15 protein-coding genes and 1 pseudogene are annotated in these 20394 nt (G+C 68.9%); 6 read left to right on the top strand and 10 right to left on the bottom strand.

Annotated elements, in window-relative coordinates:
* Positions 1 to 238 precede the first annotated feature (238 nt).
* The gene (locus tag INE98_RS09200) at positions 239 to 1678 is read left to right on the top strand and encodes a DEAD/DEAH box helicase (protein WP_293538424.1); all 1440 of its coding nucleotides are present in this window, start codon (positions 239 to 241) and stop codon (positions 1676 to 1678) included.
* A gap of 165 nt (positions 1679 to 1843) precedes the next feature.
* On the opposite strand, the gene argJ is transcribed toward INE98_RS09200, so the two are convergent.
* Both argJ and INE98_RS09190 read right to left on the bottom strand, forming a co-directional pair.
* Positions 1844 to 3283 (bottom strand): bifunctional glutamate N-acetyltransferase/amino-acid acetyltransferase ArgJ, encoded by a 1440-nt coding sequence (gene argJ, locus INE98_RS09195; RefSeq protein ID WP_293538422.1) that lies wholly within the window; start codon positions 3281 to 3283, stop codon positions 1844 to 1846.
* Entirely contained in the window at positions 3280 to 4236 is a 957-nt protein-coding gene (locus tag INE98_RS09190; protein ID WP_293538420.1) for a peptidylprolyl isomerase, read from the bottom strand. Before INE98_RS09190 ends, argJ begins: the two co-directional genes overlap by 4 nt.
* 270 nt (positions 4237 to 4506) lie before the next feature.
* On the opposite strand from INE98_RS09190, the gene secA reads away from it, so the two are divergent.
* Positions 4507 to 7263, top strand: a complete 2757-nt coding sequence (gene secA, locus INE98_RS09185) for a preprotein translocase subunit SecA (protein WP_293538418.1) — start codon at positions 4507 to 4509, stop codon at positions 7261 to 7263.
* Positions 7264 to 7282: 19 nt separating this feature from the next.
* Here secA and INE98_RS09180 read toward each other — a convergent pair whose 3' ends face one another.
* From INE98_RS09180 to INE98_RS09170, 3 genes are read right to left on the bottom strand one after another with little or no spacing between them, the layout of a single operon-like run.
* Positions 7283 to 7639: an ArsC family reductase gene (locus INE98_RS09180; RefSeq protein ID WP_293538416.1), complete on the bottom strand. Its 357-nt coding sequence runs from the start codon at positions 7637 to 7639 to the stop codon at positions 7283 to 7285.
* A gap of 11 nt (positions 7640 to 7650) precedes the next feature.
* A complete protein-coding gene (locus INE98_RS09175; protein WP_293538414.1) occupies positions 7651 to 8028 on the bottom strand; it encodes a nuclear transport factor 2 family protein in 378 nt (125 codons plus the stop codon).
* A gap of 15 nt (positions 8029 to 8043) precedes the next feature.
* Complete coding sequence (locus INE98_RS09170; RefSeq protein WP_293538412.1) at positions 8044 to 9051, bottom strand: SDR family NAD(P)-dependent oxidoreductase; 1008 nt, start codon at positions 9049 to 9051, stop codon at positions 8044 to 8046.
* Positions 9052 to 9199: 148 nt separating this feature from the next.
* Between INE98_RS09170 and INE98_RS09165 the strand changes: the two genes are divergently transcribed.
* Positions 9200 to 10963, top strand: coding sequence for an alginate export family protein (locus INE98_RS09165; RefSeq protein WP_293538410.1), 1764 nt, complete (start codon positions 9200 to 9202; stop codon positions 10961 to 10963).
* On the opposite strand, the gene INE98_RS09160 is transcribed toward INE98_RS09165, so the two are convergent.
* Positions 10957 to 11301, bottom strand: coding sequence for a hypothetical protein (locus INE98_RS09160; RefSeq protein WP_293538408.1), 345 nt, complete (start codon positions 11299 to 11301; stop codon positions 10957 to 10959). The genes INE98_RS09165 and INE98_RS09160 overlap by 7 nt on opposite strands.
* 77 nt (positions 11302 to 11378) lie before the next feature.
* The gene (locus INE98_RS09155; protein ID WP_293538406.1) at positions 11379 to 12368 is read right to left on the bottom strand and encodes an NADPH:quinone reductase; all 990 of its coding nucleotides are present in this window, start codon (positions 12366 to 12368) and stop codon (positions 11379 to 11381) included.
* Between the two features lie 151 nt (positions 12369 to 12519).
* On the opposite strand from INE98_RS09155, the gene INE98_RS09150 reads away from it, so the two are divergent.
* The 3 genes and pseudogenes from INE98_RS09150 to INE98_RS09140 form a co-directional block, all read left to right on the top strand.
* A complete protein-coding gene (locus INE98_RS09150) occupies positions 12520 to 15927 on the top strand; it encodes a carboxyl transferase domain-containing protein (protein ID WP_293538405.1) in 3408 nt (1135 codons plus the stop codon).
* A gap of 121 nt (positions 15928 to 16048) precedes the next feature.
* Complete coding sequence (locus INE98_RS09145; RefSeq protein ID WP_293538403.1) at positions 16049 to 17050, top strand: WYL domain-containing protein; 1002 nt, start codon at positions 16049 to 16051, stop codon at positions 17048 to 17050.
* A 220-nt stretch (positions 17051 to 17270) separates the two neighbouring features.
* Positions 17271 to 17483 (top strand): annotated as a pseudogene (locus tag INE98_RS09140) (transposase); the annotation flags it as partial.
* A 12-nt stretch (positions 17484 to 17495) separates the two neighbouring features.
* Here INE98_RS09140 and INE98_RS09135 read toward each other — a convergent pair.
* The 3 genes from INE98_RS09135 to INE98_RS09125 form a co-directional block, all read right to left on the bottom strand.
* Positions 17496 to 19316, bottom strand: coding sequence for an alanine--tRNA ligase (locus INE98_RS09135; RefSeq protein ID WP_293538401.1), 1821 nt, complete (start codon positions 19314 to 19316; stop codon positions 17496 to 17498).
* Between the two features lie 222 nt (positions 19317 to 19538).
* Positions 19539 to 19928, bottom strand: a complete 390-nt coding sequence (locus INE98_RS09130) for a hypothetical protein (RefSeq protein ID WP_293538399.1) — start codon at positions 19926 to 19928, stop codon at positions 19539 to 19541.
* A 107-nt stretch (positions 19929 to 20035) separates the two neighbouring features.
* On the bottom strand, positions 20036 to 20394 hold a 359-nt coding region (locus tag INE98_RS09125; RefSeq protein ID WP_293538397.1), incomplete at its 5' end, for a hypothetical protein.

Raw genomic sequence — 20394 nt, 5'->3', positions numbered from 1 at the left:
TTGGCAAGCCGGCCTTGACTTCCGGGGCTGACAAGGCCACTTCCCCCGTGCGCTCCGGCTTTTCCGGGGCGACTTCGGCGTTCCAGTCGCGTGAAGGTTGCCCCGGCAGCCTGCCTGTCGAGCGCCCTGCAGCGACATCGCAGATCGCCCCGCCACGCGGGGGCATCCCCCAAGAGACCTGCCGAACGGCGCCCCCGAGATGGGCCGCCCGATTCCGCACATCGAAAGACAACTTCCCTTGACCCAGTTCACCGACCTCGGCCTCGATCGCGGCCTCCTGAAGGCCCTTTCCGACGAAGGCTATACCCGGCCGACGCCCATCCAGGCCCAGGCCATTCCCCCCGTCCTTGAGGGCCGGGACATCCTGGGCATCGCCCAGACCGGCACCGGCAAGACCGCCGCCTTCGCCCTGCCCATCCTCCACCGCCTGGCGGCCGATCGCCGCCCAGCCCCCCGGCGCGGCTGCCGCGTCCTGGTCCTGTCCCCCACCCGCGAGCTCGCCACCCAGATCGGCGAGAGCTTCAAGACCTATGGCCGCCACCTCGGCGTCTCCGTCACCGTGATCTTCGGCGGCGTGAAGTACGGCGGCCAGATGCGCGCCATGGCGCCGGGCGTCGACGTGCTCGTGGCCACCCCCGGCCGCCTGATCGACCACCTGGGCGAGAAGACCGTGACCCTCCAGGGTGTCGAGACCTTCGTCCTCGACGAGGCCGACCAGATGCTGGACATGGGCTTCATCGTCCCGATCCGCAGGATCGTGAAGTACCTCCCCAAGGCCCGCCAGAACCTCTTCTTCTCGGCGACCATGCCGACCGAGATCGGTCAGCTGGCGGGCGAGCTCCTGAACCCGAACCCGGTGAAGGTCTCGGTAACGCCCCAGGCGACCACCGTCGAGAAGGTCCGGCAGAAGGTCATCTTCGTCGAGCAGGACCGCAAGCGCGCCCTGCTGGCCGAGCTGTTCGAGGCCAAGGACTTCCGGCGGGTCATTGTCTTCACCCGCACCAAGCGCGGCGCCGACCGGGTGGCCAAGGCCCTGGAGCAGTCCGGGGTCGAGGCCGCCTCCATCCACGGCGACAAGAGCCAGGGCCAGCGCGAGCGCGCCCTCGCCGCCTTCAAGGCCGGCGAGGTCCGGGCTCTGGTGGCCACCGACATCGCCGCCCGTGGCATCGACATCGACGCCGTGACCCACGTCGTGCAGTACGAGCTGCCCAATGTGCCGGAATCCTATGTCCACCGGATCGGCCGGACCGCCCGCGCCGGCGCCGATGGCAGCGCAGTCGCCTTCTGCGCCGACGACGAGCGCAACCTCCTCAAGGACATACAGAAGGTCACCCGCCAGACCATCCCGAACGAAGACCGGCGGCGGGACGCGGGGCTTTCGGTGATGAGCGCTCACCTGCCCGACGGCGCCAAGGAACCCTCCGCGCCCAGGGGCCGCCAGGGCCAGGGCGGCCACCGCAAGGGCGGCTCGCCCCGCAATGGCGGCGGCGCCCGGGCGGCGGACGGATCGTCCCGTCCCGAGGGCCGCTCCGACCTGCCCGGCGGCCTGCGCAAGCCGAGGAACCGTCCGGCGGCCTCAAAGCCCGGCGCCTTCGCCTCCACCCGCCCCATCGATCAGTCCCAGTTCCGCGGCCCCAGGCGCGAAGGCGCCCAGGCCAAGTGGAGCCCGGTGGACTAGGGCGGGCCGACCCTCCGCAGACCCCCTCCGGCCCGCTGCGCGGTCCACCTCCCCCTCAAGAGGGGGAGGAATTACAAGGCCAATTGCTCCCCCTCTTGAGGGGGAGCTCCGGGCGCAGCCCGGTGAGGGGGTCAAGGGCGGCTCGAGCGTCGCCCGTCCGCGGCCCTAGCTGCGGTAATCCCCGTTGATGGCGACATACTGCTTGGTCAAATCACAGGTCCACACCGTGGCCGAACCCCGGCCGACGCCGACGTCGACGCTGACCTCCAGCTCAGACTTCTTCATGTAGGCGCTCATCTTCGCCTCGTCGTAGGTGGGGGAGATGAGGCCGTCCTGGGCGGCGACGAGGGGCCCGAACTGGACCTTCAGGCGGGTCCGGTCAATGGGCTCATCCGCCCGGCCGACCGCCATGACGATCCGGCCCCAGTTGGCGTCCTCGCCGGCGAAGGCGGTCTTGACCAGGGGGCTCTCGGCGATGGTCCGGGCGATCTTGCGCGCCGAGGCGGGGCTCTCGGCGCCCGAGACATTGATGCGCACGAACTTGGTCGCCCCCTCCCCGTCGCGCACCAGCTGGAGGGCCAGGTCCAGCAGGACCGCCTCGAGCTTTTCGCGGAAGTCGGCCAGCCGGCGGTCGCCGGCCCGGCTGATCCGCGCTGCGCCGGACCGGCCGGTGGCGAACAGCAGCAGGGTGTCGTTGGTGGAGCGGTCGCCATCCACCGTCACGCAGTTGAAGGTGGAGCGCGTGTAGAGGCTGGCCAGGTTCTGCAGGGCTTTGGGAGCGATGTCGGCGTCGGTGGCGACGAAGGCCAGCATGGTGGCCATGTCCGGCGCGATCATGCCCGAACCCTTGCAGATGCCGGCGATCCGCACCGTCTTCCCGTCGATCTCCGCCTCGGCGAAGGCCCCCTTGGGAAAGGTGTCGGTGGTCATGATGGCGCGCGCGGCGCCCGCCCAGCCATCCGGCGCCAGGGCGGCGTCCACCTCGGGCAGGCGCTGGGTGATCTTCGCGTCATCGAGCAGGACGCCGATGACGCCGGTGGAGGCGATCATGACGTCCCGCTGGCGGCAGTCGAAGCGCTTGGCGACGGCGGACGCGACCCGGCGGGCGGCGTCCGCCCCGGGCTTGCCGGTGAAGGCATTGGCGCAGCCGGCGTTGACGACCAGGGCCCTGGCGTCCTCGCCCTGCGACTGGGCAAGCGCCCGCCGGCACCAGTCCACCGGGGCGGAGCCAACGCCATGCCGGGTAAAGACCCCCGCCACACTGGTTCCCTCGGCGAAACGCATGACGAGCAGGTCCTCGCGCTCGTGCTTGTAGAAGCCGGCCCGGCCGGTCGCCAGCTCCACCCCGTCAATGGGCGGAATCCGCGGGAACGGGACCGCGAGGGGCGAGACCGGCAGAGCGCCCTTGGCAGGCGTCGGGGCGACCTCGGCGCCGTCTCCGAAAGCGCGCGACTGGCGATCCGCACGCCGGAGGGCGGCGCGCTTGATGGCGGAGGCGAGCGGGTCCAGGGCGCGTTCGATCGTTTGACCGACCGCCTCGACAGGCTTTGCGGCGGAGCGGGGCCGGGACGGCGGGACCCCGGTCGGCGTCGGCTTGCGGCTCATGGCTTGGTCCCCTCCTTCGGCGCTTGGGGCGTATCCGCCGGCGCGGGTACGCCCGAGGCCGGCTCCCGGGGCTGGCCCGGAACATCCGGCGTGGTCCTGAGGAAGGTCTGGACCTTCGCCTGTCCCCTCAGCTTCTCCAATAGGTCACGGACCTGATCATAGGTCAGGAAGCGGACGATCTGCGGTCGCGCAGCCTCCAGGGTGATCGGCTCCTCGGGCCGGCGGTCCTCGACCTTCACGAGCGCCCAGCCGCCCTCGACCGGGAACGGACCGATGGTCTGGCCGGCCTTGGCGGACTTGAGCGCGGCGGCATAGGAATCCGGCATGATGTCCACGGTGAAATAGCCGAGATCGCCGCCGTTGAACCGGGTCGCTGCATCGAGGGAACGTTCCATGGCGAGGGCCTCGAAGGAACCGCCCGACCCCAGCAGCTTGCGGATCGCCTCGGCCTCGGGCTGGGTGGCCACGATGATCTGCCGAGCCCGGATTTCCTCGGTCTGGCGCGAGAGACGGACCTGCTCCTGGTAGAGGCTGCGGATCGCCGGTTCGCTGATGGCGCCTGTCACGGTGGCGTCGACGACCAGATCCGCGAGGATCCGCTCGCGGGCCGCGGCGAGTCGCCTCTGGACAGCCGGATCCCGGTCGAGCTTGCGCCTCGCAGCCTCCGCGGCCAGCAGCCGCCGATCAATCACCTCGTCGGTGGTGCGACGGAACGGTTCCGAGGCCGGATCCAGGGGTTCGCCCTCGCCAATCAGGCCCTGGGCGACCGCCTCCCGCTTCACATCCGAGGTCCAGACCGGAACGCCGTTGACCCGCGCGACAACCACATCTCCCGCCTCGGGCGGGTCCTCGGAACGCTCCCGGCCCTGGCAACCGGCGAGACCCAGGCAGGCGACGAGCAGCACGAGGAACAGACCTCGGGCGGAACCGGGGAGAGAGACGACCTTTGTCATGTCGCAGGAAATCCTCGCGGGCGGATCGAATACTGTCCCTAGATCGTCAGTGGTCCGGATGGAACCCTTTGACCCGAGGGAGGACGTCGCAGGCGTGTTCCCGGGGCGCCGGGGAAGGCGCGCCGGAGGCCGGGCGCCGGCGGTCCGCGTTGACAGGCCGGGGGGGCCTGCTTAAGTCACCCCCACCCCGGAGGAAGCGGGTTTTCCGGGCGCAAGGCAGGCCTTCCAAGAGCGCCTTCCCCTCACCCCGCACAGGTCCGGACCCATCCCGTGAGCATCTTCCAGCGTTTCTTCGGCTCGTCCAATGACCGCAAGGTCAAGACCCTGATGGCCCGGGTGGCCCGGATCAACGGTCTTGAGCCCGCAATGCGGGCGCTGAGCGACGAGGCCCTCCGGGCCAAGACCGCCGAGTTCAGGGAGAGGCTGGGGCGGGGGGAAACCCTCGACCAGTTGCTGGAGGAGGCCTTCGCCGTCGTCCGCGAGGCCGCGCGCAGGGTGCTCGGCCAGCGCCACTTCGACGTCCAGCTGGTCGGCGGGATCGTCCTGCACCAGGGCGGCATCGCCGAGATGCGGACCGGCGAGGGCAAGACCCTGGTCGCCACGGCGCCCGTCTATCTCAACGCCCTGCCCGCCAAGGGCGTCCACGTCATCACTGTGAACGACTACCTCGCCCAGCTGCACGGCGACTGGATGGGGCAGGTCTATCGTTTCCTCGGCCTGTCCGTCGGGGTGATCGTCCATGGCCTGAGCCAGAGCCAGCGCAAGGCCGCCTACGCTGCTGATATCACCTACGGCACGAACAATGAGTTCGGCTTCGACTACCTGCGCGACAACCTCGTTTACGAAATGGACGAGATGGTGCAGCGCGGCCACAACTTCGTGATCGTCGACGAGGTGGACTCCATCCTGATCGACGAGGCCCGGACGCCGCTGATCATTTCCGGCCCCACGGAAGACCGGTCGGATTTCTACCGGACGGTCGACGCCCTGGTGAAGGAGCTCATCAAGGACCGGGAGACCTTCGACCACGACGAGAAGCAGAGGCAGGTCATCCTCACCGAGCATGGCGCCGAGCAGGTCGAGGAGATGCTCCGGGCGGGCGGCCACCTGGAGGAGGACACCACCGGCCTCTACGACGCCGCCAATGTGTCCGTGGTGCACCATGTGAACCAGGCCCTGCGGGCGAATGTGCTCTACACCCGCGAGAAGGACTACATCGTCCGGGGCGGCGAGGTGATCCTGATCGACGAATTCACCGGCCGCATGATGCATGGCCGACGACTCTCGGAGGGCCTGCACCAGGCGATCGAGGCCAAGGAAGGCGCCCATATCCAGCCCGAGAACCAGACCCTGGCCTCGGTCACCATCCAGAACTACTTCCGGTTGTACAGCAAGCTTTCGGGCATGACCGGCACAGCCGCCACCGAGGCCCAGGAGTTCGCCGACATCTACCGGATGGATGTCACAGAGATTCCGACCAACCGCCCCGTCGCCCGGATCGATGACGACGACGAGGTCTACAGGACCGAGGCGGAGAAGAACCGCGCCATCCTGATGCAGATCGAGGACTGCTATGTGCGCGGCCAGCCCATCCTTGTGGGCACCGTCTCCATCGAGAAGTCCGAGTCGCTCTCCGCCCTGCTGCACGCCCACGCCTTCGAGGTGGACGGCAAGACGCAGAAGGGCATCCCGCACAACGTCCTGAACGCCCGCTACCATGAGCAGGAGGCGATGATCGTCGCCGACGCCGGCGTGCCGGGGGCGGTGACCATCGCCACCAACATGGCCGGCCGCGGCACGGACATCCAGCTGGGCGGCAACATCGATATGCGGGTCCTGCGCTGGCAGGACGAGCAGCGCGGCCTTGGCATCGAGGTGACGCCCGAGGAGGTGATCGCCCGGAAGTCCGAGCTTGAGACCGAGATCGCCGATCTCAAGGCCCAGGCCCTCACGGCCGGAGGCCTCTTCGTTCTCGGGACCGAGCGTCACGAAAGCCGACGGATCGACAACCAGCTGCGGGGCCGGACCGGCCGTCAGGGGGACCCGGGCCGGTCAAAGTTCTTCCTGTCCTGTGAGGACGACCTGCTGAGGATCTTCGCGGGCGAACGTCTTGAGAAGATCATGCGGACCTTCGGCGTCCAGGACGGGGAGGCGATCACCCACAAGTGGCTGAACAACGCCATCGCCACCGCCCAGAAGCGGGTGGAGCAGCGCAACTACGAGATCCGCAAGAACCTCCTGAAGTATGACGACGTGGTCAATGATCAGCGCAAGGCTGTCTTCGAGCAGCGCGCCGAGTTCATGGGGGACGAGGACCTGTCGGATGTCGTGGCCGATATGCGGCGCGACACCATCTCCGACATGGTGATCCGCCACCTGCCGCCGAAGGCCTACGCCGAGCAGTGGGATGTCGACGGGCTGCATGAGCAGGCCAGGTCCGTCCTCGGCCTCGACGTTCCGGTCGCCGAGTGGGCGGCTGAGGAAGGCATCGCCAACGAAGAGATCGAGGAGCGGCTGCGGGCCGCCGCAGACGCTCGGGTCCAGGAGCGCGAGGCCCTCATCAGCCCGGCGCAGATGCGGACAATCGAGAAGAGTTTCCTCCTGCAGACCATCGACCTGCAGTGGCGCGAGCACCTGACCCAGCTTGACCATCTCCGCAATGTGATCGGGCTGCGCGGCTACGGCCAGCGGGATCCCCTGAACGAGTACAAGACCGAGGCCTTCTCCCTCTTCGAAAAGCTGCTGGTGGACCTGCGCCACAATGTCACCCGCTGGCACATGACCGTGGAGTTCCAGTTTGCGGAGCCGGAACCGCCGCCTCTCGCCTTCCAGGAGATCCATCTCGATCCCCTGACCGGCGAGAACGCCGCCCGCATGGGCGCCCTGCCCGAGGGCCTTTCGCCAGAACAGCGGCAGGCCCTGCCCTTCTCAGCCCTGCCCGCAGGGTGGCAGCAGACCGGCCGCAACCAGCCCTGTCCGTGCGGCTCAGGCAAGAAGTTCAAGCACTGTCACGGGGCTCTGGTCTGAAGCGCCGGCCCCCGGCCTCCTAGAGCCGCCCCTTCAGGGCTTCCTCATAGGCCTCCGGCCGGAAGCCCAGCACGCGCCGGTCCCCGAGGTCCAGAAGGGGCCGCTTGATCATGGACGGCTGGGCCAGCATCAGGGCGATGGCCCGGCTGGCGTCGAGGCCGGTCCGGTCCGCCTCTGGCAGCTTGCGGAAGGTAGTCCCGGCCCGGTTCAGCACCCGCTCCCAGCCGAACTCCTCGACCCAGGCGGCGAGACGGGCCGGATCGACGCCCGAGGCCTTGTAGTCGTGGAAGGCGTAGGACAGGCCGCGCGCAGCCAGCCAGGCCCTCGCCTTGGCCACCGTGTCGCAGGTCTTGATGCCGTAGAGAGTCAGGGTCATCGGAATGCGCCTCAGGTCGTGGTCACGAAGGTCTCGGACTCGATCATCCACTGACCGGTGACCTTGCGCCAGACGGCGAGATACGGACCGGACTGGGCCGGCGCATCCTTCCATCCCGCCGTCCACCGGCCGTGCTCGGCGGCGCGGGCGCCCTCCGCGTCCAGCTCGATGCGCTCCGGCGTACGGACATAGCCGCCGAAGCCCGGGTCCGCGAACTGGCCGGCGAAGGCGGCGAGTATGGCGTCGCGGCCGGTGATGACCGAGCCGTCGCCGGCGATCACCACCGCCGCGGGCAGGAAGACCGGCCCCAGGCGCATCGCCTCCCTCCCGGCGATGAACCGGTTGGTCAGCCGCCGGCGGGCGAGGATGGCGTCCGCGGGCGCGATCATGCCCCCGGGACGCCCCTAGTAGGCCGTCCAGCCGCCGTCGGTGGCGTAGACGCCGCCGGTGAAGTTGGACGCCTCGGGCGACAGCAGGAACAGCATCATGGAGACCTGTTCGCCCACCGTGGCCGGCCGCTTGTTGGAGTCGGTGTAGGACAGGAGGCTGTCGATCTTCAGCCGGCCCATGGTCGGGCCCTTCTGGTCCTTCATCGAGGCCGCCACAAGGATCCCGGCGCGCTCGACCATCGGGGTGTCCGTCGCCGCCATGTTCACCGAATTCACCCGGATGCCGTAGGGGGCGTAGTCGATGGCCGCGTTGCGGGTCAGGCCGGTGACGGCGTGCTTGCTGGCCACGTAGGCCGGGTTGCCCGACAGGCCGGTCAGGCCTGCGATGGAGCCGACATTGACGATGGCGCCGCCCCGGCCCTGGGCCAGAAGCTGGCGCAACTCGGAGCGCATGCTGCGGAAGACGCCGGCGGTGTTGATCCTCACCACGTTGTCGAAGTACTCGTCCGAGGCTTCGTGGATGGGCGCAAAGACCAGCTTCTTCTGGCGGGCGTAGTCTGGCGGATCCCCTGAGAAGACCCCATCCATCACGCCGGCGTTGTTGAGGGCCAGGTCCAGCCCGCCGAACGTGTCGACCGCCGCCTTGACCATGGCGTCGCAGACCGAGGTCTCGGACACGTCGCCGTAGAGGAAGACGGCCTTGCCGCCCGAGGCGTTGATCTGGTCGACCACGGCCTGGCCCTGGTCCTTGATCCAGTCGACGCCGACGATGTTGGCGCCTTCCTTGGCCGCGCGAATGGCCGCCGCAGCGCCCATGCCCCTGGCGCAACCCGTCACGATCAGGGTCTTGCCCTTGAACCGGCCGGGGATGACGTATTCGGGATCGACGGGGGTCATGTCCTTGACCCCGACGCCCTTTGCGCCCTTCGGCCCCACCTGGGCGGAGGCCGGCGGGGCGGTCGCCGCGGCGGTCGCGGCGGCGCCGGCGATCGCAATGCCCTTGAGGATATCCCGACGTTCCATCTGCTGGTCCCTTCTTCCTGGCGTGGACGGAGCCGCCCACCTGTACCTTTCCGGACTATTCCTTCATCCTGTCTCAACTACAAGCTGCGCGCGGACTTGCGGGGAAGGGTCCCGTCGCGGAGTCCAAGCGCAAGAAGGGTAAAGACCAATGGCGCAGCGCACCCGGATCATGATGTCGGGTCCGGGCCGGATCGCCGGCCTGTTGACGCTTGCCGTCGCCGCGCTTGTGCTCGCCGCGTCGCCGCAGGCGCGGGCCCAGTCGGCCGGCGTGTCCGATCCCCTGAACGGGGCGGCGATCGAGGCGATCCGCGTCGTGGTGGTCAATCCCGGCCCGGATGCCGCTGTCGCAGACCGTGTCGCGGATTCCGTCCGCAGGTCCCTGGCCCTGTTCCCGGGAGCCCGGTTCTCGAAGGAAGCCTTCGACCTGCAGCTGGCCCGGGCCCGCCGGACCGCAGAGGTCGGCGGCCTCGATTATGACGTCAGCCTGGGCTCGGCGGGCGGCGTGGATGTCGAGGTCCGGGTCACCCTGGGCGACTCCGCCGCCAGCCGCGAAGGCCGCGGGCGGCTCGCCGGCGATCCTGACGCAGGCTCCCTTCTGCTTGACCGGAACGGGACCTACATCGTCGGCAAGTTCGACGCCCTCGGCCTCTACTACGCCAACAACAATTCCTGGTACGGACAGCCCGAACCCCTGCTGGCCGGCAACCCCCTCGTCCAGGGACAACCCTCGGGCGCCGGCTACCGCGACTGGGCCGAGGCCTATGTCCACTATGGCGTCTACGGGATCACCCCGCTCTCCAAGCAGGTCTATCTCTATGGCGGCCTGAGCGGCATCACCGCGGCCTCCAGCGGGGACGAGCTGTTCAGCAGCAAGACGCGCACCCACACCGGCGTCGAGGACGCGTATCTCGGTCTCGTCGGCGGATCGACGGATACGGCAGGCAACCGGCTCGTCTTCAACCTCTCGGCGGGCCGCCAGAAGTTCACCCTGGCGAACGCCTTCCTCATCGCCAATACCGCGGCCAACGGGCACGACCGGGCCGCCCTGCAGGCCAACGCCCGCTGGGCCGCAGACAACCTGGTGCTCGCCCAGGTGGCCTACAACCGTCTGCGCCTGGAGGCCTTCCATCTCGACCCCGACGAGCTCCCGATCCTGGACTCCGGGACGCGGCTGGCCGGCGTGAACGCCGAGTTCCGCCCCTCCCCCGACTGGATGGTCGCCGCCAGCTATGTTCAGGCCACCGACGGGCAGTCCGCCTATTTCGGCCCGACGGGAACGGTGGTCGGCGTACGCAAGGGCCTGCGGGTCTACGACGTCCGGTTCACCTATGCGCCGGCCGAATCCCGGCGGGGTCCTTTCGGCGGCGCGGAGATCGCCCTGCAGGAGAATGCGGACTTCCCGATGGAGGCCCGGGCCGGCTGGGCCGAGCTCGGCTACCGATGGCCGGCGGCGACCTGGTCGCCCTCGCTCAGCTACCGCTACTCGTACTTCTCGGGCGATGATCCGACCACCTCGGCCTTCGAGCGGTGGGACCCGCTGTTCTCTGGCGGGAACGGCGAGCAGTGGGTTCAGGGCGCCAACCACTTCAAGGTGGTGCAGGACAGCAACGTCATCGCCCACCGGATCCAGCTCCGGCTGAAGCCGGACCCGCGTATCGAGATCGTGCCCCAGCTCTGGACCTTCAGGGCCGCGGAGGCGAACAACATCGGCGGCAACCCCGCCCTGTCCTTCCTGAACAGCCGCGACTACGGCCGGGAGGCGAACGTCACCGCAAAGTGGTTCGTTTCACGGAAGATCTACGTCCACGGTCACCTCGCCTACACCCAGCCCGGCAAGGCGGTGAAGCGGGCCCTCCCGGACAAGCCGGACGGCTGGCTCAGCGTCCTGATGTTCGTTCGGTACGCCTACTGACGGCGGGGGTCGGGGCCCAGCCGGGCGGCGCCCTCCTCGAAGGTCCGGCGGGCTTCACCGCAGAAGTCCTGGCCGAGCAGGGGCGTCTGCGACGATGTGGAGACAGCCGCCGAGGCGATCCCGTGGCCGAAGGCGGCGGCGAAGTCGAAGGCCGCGTCAGCGCCATGCTGGCGCTGAACCTCTCCCGCCAGGCTGCGAACCCGGACATCGAAGGCGTCCCTCTGGGTCCCCGGCGTGCACTGGTGCACAACGCCCGCGAAGAAGCCCAGCCTGGGGACATCCGTGCGGGGAAGCGCGGGCTGGGCGGTCACCGCGGCGGCGAGGATCATGGCGAGCATGTTTGAGGCTCCCTGCGGAGACGAAGGAAGGCAAGTCTGGCAGGCGCCGCCACTCCGGCGCAACCCCCAGCCGGGGATCAGTTCGCAAGGGGCTCGACGACCACCGTACCCGCCTTGGTCCCGGACTCCACCTGCTCGTGGGCGGCGGCGCAGTCCCTGAGGGCGTGACGGCCGGCGACCGCCAGGATCCGCCTGCCGGTGGAGATCCACTGCAGGATATCAGCCTGAGCGCGCTGGCGGGCCGCATGCGGGCTGACCGGCAGGTAGACGCCGTGGACGCTGAGGTTCAGCCGCATCAGATCGCCCGCCGGGACGAGGGGCCGGGGTTCGCCCTTGGTGGCGTAGAAGGCGATGGAGCCGTTGAGCTTCACGCAGGCCAGGGTCACGGGAAGGTTCCCGCCGAAATCCACGTCGACCACGTGATCCACGCCTGCGCCGCCGGTGAAGTCGCGCACGGCTTGCGCGACATCTTCGGCACGGTAGTTGACGACGAGGTCCGCGCCGGCTTCCCGCGCCCGGGCGGCCTTGGTCTCGCTGCTCGTAGTGGCGATGACGTTCGCCCCCGCCCACTTCGCCAGCTGGACGGCGTAGTGGCCCACGGCCCCCGCCCCGCCGGTGACCAGGACGGTTCGCCCCTGCACCGGCCCGGCGACAAAGAGACTTCGATGGGCCGTCATGCAGGGAATGCCGAGCGTGGCCCCCTCGGCGAACGACACCTCGTCCGGCAGGGGGGTGACGAGGTCGGCGTCGAGCTCGATGTACTCGGCGGCCGACCCGAAGGCGCGGCCATTCCTCTGGCCGTTGTAGAACCAGACGCGGCGCCCGACCCAGTGGGACGGGGTTTCCGGACCCACCGCCTCCACCACCCCGGCGCCGTCGCTGTTGGGGACGATCCGGGGGTAGGCCATGGGCGCGGGACCCGCCCGCATGCCGGCGTCCGACGGGTTGACCCCGGAGGCGTGGATCCGGATCAGCACCTGCCCACGCCCGGGCGAGGGGGTCGGGATTTCGCCGAACTCGAGCACCTCCCGGGCCGGACCCGTCCGCTCGTACCAGACCGCTTTCATGCCGCAGGCGCCCTCTCCAGACCGGATGCCGTGCAGCCTAGACCAGGGCCGGAGCCCAGGCGAGCCCGGGGGCTGGCGTCCTGCGGGGGGTTGAATGCTATATCGGCTGGCGAGGCCGCCCAAGACGGCCCGACCGTGGGAAGGAAACCTGATGCCCAAGCGCCTCCTCATCGCCAATCGCGGCGAAATCGCCATCCGGATCGCCCGCACCGCCTCCGACCTCGGGGTGGAGACCGTCGCCGTCCACGCCGAGGACGACGCGGCCTCGCTCCACGTCCGGGCGGCGGACGAGGCGGTCAACCTGGGCAAGACAGGGGTCCCGGCCTACCTCGACATCGAGGGCATGGTCGCGGCGGCCAGCGCGGCGGGCTGCGACGCCATCCATCCGGGCTATGGCTTCCTGAGCGAGAACGCCGGCTTCGCCGAGGCCTGCGAGGCCGCAGGGCTGATCTTCGTGGGCCCTAGGCCAGAGAGCCTCCGCATGTTCGGCGACAAGGCTGCAGCGCGGGCCCTTGCCGAAACCTGCGGCGTTCCGCTTCTGGCCGGGATCAGCCGACCGGTCTCGCTGGAGGAGGCCCAGGCCTTCATGGCCGGCCTGCGCGAGGGCGGCGCCATCATGCTCAAGGCGGTGGCCGGCGGCGGCGGTCGCGGCATGCGGCCGGTCAGCGACCCTGCGGAGCTCGCCGCCGCCTTCGAACGCGCCGCGTCAGAGGCCAAGACCGCCTTCGGATCGGGCGACCTCTATGTCGAGGCGCTGATGCCGCGGGCCCGGCACGTCGAGGTCCAGATCCTGGGCGACGGCGAGGGCGGGGTCATCCACCTGTGGGACCGCGAGTGCTCGCTGCAGCGCCAGAGGCAGAAGGTGATCGAGATCGCGCCGGCCTTCGGCCTGCCTGAAGCCCTTCGCCGCGACATGCTGGAAGCCTCCGTGGCGCTGGCCCGGGCGGCCGGCTACCGCGGCCTCGGGACGATCGAGTTCCTGGTGGACGCCCGGCCGGGGGCGCCGCCCCGCTTCGCCTTCATCGAGGCCAACGCCCGCCTGCAGGTGGAGCACACCGTCACCGAGATGGTCCTCGGCCTTGACCTTGTGGAGCTGCAGCTGCGCATCGCCGATGGCGCCCGGCTGGTCGACCTCGGCCTCGGGGACGGCCCCCCGCCGCCACAGGGCCTCGCGATCCAGGCTCGGGTGAACCTCGAGACCATGACCGCTGACGGAGGCTCACGGCCTTCCGGCGGGATCCTGACAGCCTATGATCCCCCCTCGGGGCCGGGGGTTCGCGTCGACGGCTATGGCTACGCCGGCTACGCCACCTCGGCCCGGTACGACTCCCTGCTGGCCAAGGTCATCACCCACGGCCGTGATCTTGCGGCGGCGACCGCCCGGGCCCGGCGCGCCCTGTCGGAGTTCAAGATCGGCGGGGTGAAGACCAACATCGACTTCCTGCAGGCCCTGCTGGCCAGCGACGCCCTGCCGGCGGGAACCCTGCATACGCGCTATGTCGAGGAACACGCGGCGGACCTGCTGGCCGCCGAGGCGGGGCGGGCGCGCTACTTCGAGCCGGCCGGCGGCGCAGTGCGCAAGGCAGGGGCGAAGATCGACCTGGTCGATCCCCTGGCGGTCCTGTCGGTGAAGCCGGGCGACGGCGGCGCAGCTCCGCCGCCCGACCCCGCCGCCCCCCGCGAGGCCGCGCAGGGGCCCGCCGGGACCGTGGCGGTCCTGACCCCCCTCCAGGGGCTGGTCCTCAGCCTCTCCGCCGCCGTCGGCGACACCGTCCGCGCCGGCCAGCCCGTGGCGGTGATGGAGGCCCTGAAGATGGAGCACGTGATCGTCTCCGAGGTCTCGGGCGTGGTCCGGGAGGTCACCCTGGAGCCCGGCGACACGGTCTTCGAGGACACCCCCCTCCTGTTCGTCGAGCCCGCCGAGGTGGAGGGCGACTATGTCGGCGCCCGGGCGCCGGACCCTGACGAGATCCGTCCCGATCTGGCCGAGGTCCAGCGCCTGCACTTCCTGGCCAGCGACGCCGGGCGGCCCCAGGCCGTGGGGCGACGACGGGCGCAGAACCGCCGCACCGCCCGGGAGAACGTGGCCGACCTCTGCGACCCGGACAGCTTCATCGAGTACGGCCCCCTGGTCACCGCCGGCCGGATGCGGTCGGACACCCAGGAGGTGCTTGAGGAGCGCATTGTGCGGACCTCGGCCGACGGCATGGTGATCGGCGTCGGGCAGGTGAATGGCGACCTCTTCGGTCCCGAGGCCGCCCGCTGCGCCGTCGTGGCCTACGACTACACCGTCCTTGCCGGGACCCAGGGGACCAAGAGCCACCAGAAGACCGACCGCATGCTGCGCGTGGCCCAGCACAGCAAACTTCCCGTCGTCCTGTTCTCCGAAGGCGGCGGCGGCCGCACGGGCGGCGGGTCCGGCCCGCCCATCGGCTCGTCCGGGGTCACCTCCCTGGGCGGCCTGTCGACCCGGACCTGGCGGGAGCTGGGCAAGCTGTCCGGCCTCGTCCCCCTCGTGGGGATCAACTCCGGCTACTGCTTCGCTGGAAACGTGGTCCTCCTGGGCGCCTGCGACGTCATCATCGCCACGAAGGATTCCTCCATGGGGATCGGCGGGCCGGCGATGATCGAGGGCGGCGGCCTGGGCGCCTACTCGCCCGACGAGGTGGGGCCGGTCTCCATCCAGGAGCCGAACGGGGTCATCGACCTCCTGGCGGAGAATGAGGCCGAGGCCGTCGCCCTCGCCAAGGCCTACCTCTCCTACTTCCAGGGTCCGCTGTCCGACTGGACGGCGCACGACCAGCGCCCCCTGCGGCACATCATCCCTGAGAACCGGCGGGCGGTGTACGATATCCGCAAGGTCATCGAGACCCTGGCGGACGCAGGCTCCGTGCTGGAGCTGAGGCCGCGCTGGGCGACCTCCATGGTCACCGCCCTGATCCGCATCGAGGGCCGGACGGTCGGCGTCATCGCCAACAACTGCAACTCCACCTCGGGCGGGGCCATCGAGAGCGTCGGGGCGGACAAGGCCAGCCGTTTCCTGCAGCTGTGCGACGCCTTCGACATCCCGATCCTGTCCCTGATCGACACGCCCGGGAACATGGTGGGGCCCGAGGCCGAGAAGACCGCCCTGATCCGCCACTGCGCGCGCATGTACGTGGCCGGCGCGAACCTCACTGTCCCGGTCTTCAACATCGTCCTGCGCAAGGCGTATGGCCTGGGCGCGATCGCCATGGCGGCGGGCAGCTTCGACGAAACCTTCTTCTCGGTCGCCTGGCCCACCGGCGAGTTCGCCGGCATGGGTCTGGAGGGCCAGATCAAGCTGGGCCGCCGGGGCGAGCTGCAGGCCATCGAGGACATCCCGGCCCGCCGGGCCCTCTACGACAAGTGGGTGGCCGAAGCCTATGACTGGGCCCGGGCGGTGAACGCCGGCACGGTCTTCGAGGTCGACGACGTCATCGACCCGGCCGACTCCCGCAGGTGGCTGGCCATGGGCCTGAAGTCCAACCCCCAACCGACGCGGAACGGCAAGAAGCGGGCCTGGATCGACACCTGGTAGGAAATCCTCCCCGGAACGACAGGATCGGTCGCAGGTTCTCGCCTGAGGCCCGGCGGGACCTTGAACTCCAGCGTCCGGCAGGGACAGGGTCCGGCGTCCCGTCCATGGTCCGGAGCCCTCCATGCGCCTCGACAAGGCCACCGCCCTCCTCCACCTCGCCCGCCGCCTGGCGGGATCTGCGGAGGGCCTCGCCCTGGAAGAGATCGCGGTCGAATTCGGCGTCGACCGGCGCACGGCGGAACGGATGCGGGACGCAGTGCGCGACCTCTTTCCCCAGCTGGAGGAGATTCGCGAGGGCCGGGCCAAGCGCTTCCGGATTCCCGGCGGCCTGGACCCCTTCTTCGAGACCCCCACCGTAGAGGAACTGGCCGACCTCGCCCTCGCCTCGGAAGCGGCGCGCCGGGACGGTCTGCAGGGGCGCGCGGAGAACCTGGTCAGCCTGGCGGGCAAGGTGGAGTCCCGCATCCGGCCAGGGCTGAGGGTGCGCTACGCCGCAGATGTGGAGGCCCTGGCCCTGACGGAGCGCATCGCCCTGCGTCCGGGCCCCCGGCCGGCCTGCAGCCCCGAGATCCTGAGACGTCTGCGGACGGCGCTGCTGGCCATGAGGCAGGTCCGTTTCGACTATGCGGCCCGGGGCGGCGCCGAGGCCGTCCAGCGGACCGTCGACCCCTGCGGCCTTCTCTTTGGCTCGGTCTACTACCTGGTCGCCCGCCGGACCGGCGCTCCTGACCCGGTCCTCTGGCGACTGGACCGCATGGCCGGTGTGGAGGTGCTGGAGACCCCCGCCCAGGTCCCAGAGGGCTTTGACATCGACGCCTTCGCCCGCCAGTCCTTCGGCGTCTTCCAGGAGCCGGCGGAGGACATCGTCCTGCGCGTCCGGCCCGGCTCGGCCGACCTCGCCCAGTCCTTCCTCTTCCACCCCAGCCAGACCTTCGAGCCCCAGCCCGACGGCGGCCTCCTCCTGCGCCTTCGGACAGGAGGCCTGCTGGAGCTGTGCTGGCACCTCTTCACCTGGCGCGGAGAGATCGAGATCCGCGGCCCGGACCGGCTGAAGACGCTGATGGCGGAGGAACTCGCGCGGTTCCTTTCCTCGGGACCTGCCGCACCGAACGACCAGTCCTGACGGGTGGGCCGCCTAGGGTGGCCTCCGGAGGCGCCCAGGTGGGCGCCGGGAGGGACCCATGAGAACCATCGTCACCGCAGCGCTCTGCGCATCCATCCTGGCGGGCTGCGCATCGTCGCCTAGTGAGATTTCCGCCGCCTACGTCTCCCCGATCCAGTACTCAGGATACGATTGCGACCAGATCCGCTCCGAGCTGGTCAGGGTTTCGTCAAGGGTCAGAGAGGTCGCCGGCGCCAGCCTGGTGTTCCTGCCGAAATACTCGCCAGACCTAAACCCCATCGAGATGGCCTTCTCAAAACTCAAGGCCCTCCTGCGCAAGGCCGCCGAACGATCCACCGAAGCCCTCTGGAACCGCATAGGCCTCATCATCGACGGCTTCACAACCGACGAGTGCGCCAACTCCTTCACGGCTGCAGGCTACGGTGCAAAGTGAACGGATTCCGCTCTAGGGCGTCAGGTGCGCGCGAATCCGGCGGACGCCGGCCGAGGAGGACTGCTCCTTCTTGATTTGAAAGCGACCAAGTTCAGATGTCCGCTCCACGTGCGGGCCCCCGCAGAACTCCACGGAGACATCGCCGATCTCGTAGATGGATACTTCATCGCCGTAACGATCATTGAACAGCCCGATCGCGCCAAGCGAGCGTGCTTCAGCATGCGGCAGCACCCGCTGGCGCACCGGCAGGTCCGCGTCGATCCAGGCCTGCACCTGGCTCTGCGCTTCCTGAAGCTCCAGCGGGGTCATCGGCCGGTCAAGGCTGAAATCAAAGCGCATGCGTTCTCTGTTGATGTTGGACCCTTTTTGCTCGACGTGCTCGCCGAGCACCCTGCGCAGCGCGGCATGTAGGAGGTGGGTGGCTGTGTGGTACCGGGTGCTTTCGACGCTATCGTCTGCCAGCCCGCTCTTGGCAGCCTCGGAGCGCGAGCGCTCCTGGTGCTCGATCGCCGCCTTGGCGAAGCCATTCTCATCGACCGTCAGCCCCTGTTCAGCAACAAGCTCTTGGGTGAACTCGAAGGGAAAGCCGTAGGTGTCGTAAAGGCGGAACGCCGTCTGCCCCGGCAACAACTCGCCCCCTTCCTGTCGCAGTCGCTCCAGCTCGCGTTCCAGAAGCTTCACGCCGCGAGCGAGGGTAGCCTCGAATCTGTCTTTCTCCGATAACAGCTCGCTGCGAATGACATCGGCCTGGGCTGCGAGGCTCGGATAGACCTCGCCGTATTCACGCACGACGATGTCCGACACGCCCACCCACTGTTCGGGTGACAGCCCCAGCTGCTCGCAGTAGCGGACGCCCCGACGGATCAGGCGGCGCAGGACGTATCCCTGGCCCTGGTTCGAGGGGCGAATGCCGCGCTCATCGCCCAACATGAAGGTCGCTGTGCGGATGTGATCAGCAAGCACGCGAGCAGCTTTTAGCCGGTTGGCGTCTGCGGCGATCTCGTCGGCGCTTCGACCTGACAAGCGTTGAAGTTCGGCCATGATGGGCTTGAAAGATGCAGTTTCATAGACGCTTTGCACGCCTGTGAGTGCGGCCAGAGTTCTCTCCAGGCCCATGCCGGTATCGACATTGCGTCGCGGCAGCGGCGTGAGGCTCGCGCCCCGCCGGTCATACGACATGAAGACGTTGTTCCAGATTTCGAAGAACCTGCCGCAGCCGCACCTTCCCGGGGAACACTCGGGCCCGGCCTCGCAGGCCTGACCCGTCATGTCATAGAAGATCTCGGTGTCCGGACCGCAGGGGCCTTCCGGACCGGCGGCCCACCAATTGTCCTCCTCCCCGAGGAAGATGATCCTTTCTGGAGGGAGCCCGAGAGATCGCCAAATGCTCGCCGATTCTTCGTCACGTGGAACATCGGTGTTCCCGTCAAAGACCGTAACCCAAAGCGAGTCTGGCGAGATGCCCAGGGTCTCGCTTCCCGTCAGGAACTCGAAGCTCCAGCGAATGGAGTCCGCTTTGTAGTAATCGCCGAGCGACCAGTTCCCCAGCATCTCGAAGAAGGTGAGGTGGGTCAGGTCGCCGACTTCTTCGATGTCGTTCGTCCGCACGCATTTTTGGACGCCGGTAAGGCGTGACCCTGCTGGGTGTTCGCGACCCATCAGATAGGGCACCAACGGGTGCATCCCCGCTGTGGTGAAGAGCACCGAGCCATCGCCGTCCGGAATGAGGGAGGCGCTGGGGATCACGGCGTGAGCTCGCGCCTTGAAGAAGTCGAGGTACATCGACCGCAGACGTTTCGCGTCAAGTTCAGGCCGGAAAGCACGCGCCAACATTATCGTCGGGTCCCCACGTTAAGCGTTCTGATGAGCGTCGCCGGCAAATGGCGCCGGACGGCAAGCTTAAACCGCACGCGTTGACGAACTCAATTCGACAACGCAAAGTTTGAGCTGTCGCAAGCGAGTCAATCTGTCCAGTTTTTGTAGCGCGTGAAGTGTCCGCTTTTCTGTTTGTGGCCGGGGTCATGCGCGCATGACCCCGGCGTCGGTCGTGCGGGTTCAGGCGGCAAGCGCTGTGCCTTGCGTGATGAGGGAGCGATCCGGCGCATAGTCTCCAAGCCGGTGCGGTCCCCAGAAGACGCTGAGGCTCCCGTTCGGGTACTCGCGGACCCACACCTGGGTTCGCACGAAGCTGGGTCTCAGGCGGCTTTCGGGCAGCTGAAGGCTGAGAGCCTTCCAGCGCAGGGTGTTATCGTTGCCCACCCTCCGCTCTTCCTGAACGCACAGGATGTCGCCGGCCGCCCCGTTGGAATCGGCGACGAAGGCCGATCCATCCTGCTCGGCCTGCACGGCGAAGCGGCGGTTGTAGTCGTCGATGTAGACGTTCCGGAGGAAGTCGTTGGCGCCTTCGACGCTGCTGATCCCGGCAAGCCGGAGTTCCTTGGGCAAGCGGTCCTGGAGCGTTCCAAACGCCCGCTCCGAACGGCCCCTCGCCTGCGGGGAGTAGGCGGCGATGTGCTCGATGTCGAGCTGACGCAGGGCGCGGCCGACCTGGGTCAGCTGGCTGCGGGAAACCTTCCCGCCGGCCTGGGGCGTATGGAAATAGTGGCTGCCCCGGTCGGTGTAGAGCGAACAGAACAGGCCTTTGCGTTCGATCGTCTCCAGAAGCCCCCTGAAAGTCGACGCCGTCCCTTCCTCCTCGACATGAAGGCCGAGTAGATCTCGCCTGTGGCGTCGTCGAGGGTGACGATCAGGTCATAGGCTCGCCTGTCGCCGGGCACCCAGGCGTAACGGGAGCCATCCTCGTGCAGCATCATGCCGATCATCGGCCGCCAGGGACGCTTCTTGCGGTGCGCCGAGCGGGACTTCGCCCGGCTGACCAGGCCCGAACGCTGCAGCCAGACCTTCGTCACCG

Origin of the sequence: Phenylobacterium sp., assembly GCF_020253645.1 — a bacterium.
In the GTDB taxonomy this organism is placed as follows: domain Bacteria; phylum Pseudomonadota; class Alphaproteobacteria; order Caulobacterales; family Caulobacteraceae; genus Phenylobacterium.
Note: the sequence above shows the minus strand (reverse complement) of the source record. Positions and strands in the feature narration are given on the sequence as shown.

Bases quoted from the DNA above. Each gene is read 5' to 3' on its own strand.
- INE98_RS09150 (WP_293538405.1), top strand. From the start codon at position 12,520: ATGCCCAAGCGCCTCCTCATCGCCAATCGCGGCGAAATCGCCATCCGG.
- INE98_RS09160 (WP_293538408.1), bottom strand. From the start codon at position 11,301: ATGCTCGCCATGATCCTCGCCGCCGCGGTGACCGCCCAGCCCGCGCTT.
- argJ (WP_293538422.1), bottom strand. From the start codon at position 3,283: ATGAGCCGCAAGCCGACGCCGACCGGGGTCCCGCCGTCCCGGCCCCGC.
- INE98_RS09170 (WP_293538412.1), bottom strand. From the start codon at position 9,051: ATGGAACGTCGGGATATCCTCAAGGGCATTGCGATCGCCGGCGCCGCC.
- INE98_RS09190 (WP_293538420.1), bottom strand. From the start codon at position 4,236: ATGACAAAGGTCGTCTCTCTCCCCGGTTCCGCCCGAGGTCTGTTCCTC.
- INE98_RS09145 (WP_293538403.1), top strand. From the start codon at position 16,049: ATGCGCCTCGACAAGGCCACCGCCCTCCTCCACCTCGCCCGCCGCCTG.
- INE98_RS09135 (WP_293538401.1), bottom strand. From the start codon at position 19,316: ATGTTGGCGCGTGCTTTCCGGCCTGAACTTGACGCGAAACGTCTGCGG.
- INE98_RS09180 (WP_293538416.1), bottom strand. From the start codon at position 7,639: ATGACCCTGACTCTCTACGGCATCAAGACCTGCGACACGGTGGCCAAG.
- INE98_RS09175 (WP_293538414.1), bottom strand. From the start codon at position 8,028: ATGATCGCGCCCGCGGACGCCATCCTCGCCCGCCGGCGGCTGACCAAC.
- INE98_RS09165 (WP_293538410.1), top strand. From the start codon at position 9,200: ATGGCGCAGCGCACCCGGATCATGATGTCGGGTCCGGGCCGGATCGCC.
- INE98_RS09155 (WP_293538406.1), bottom strand. From the start codon at position 12,368: ATGAAAGCGGTCTGGTACGAGCGGACGGGTCCGGCCCGGGAGGTGCTC.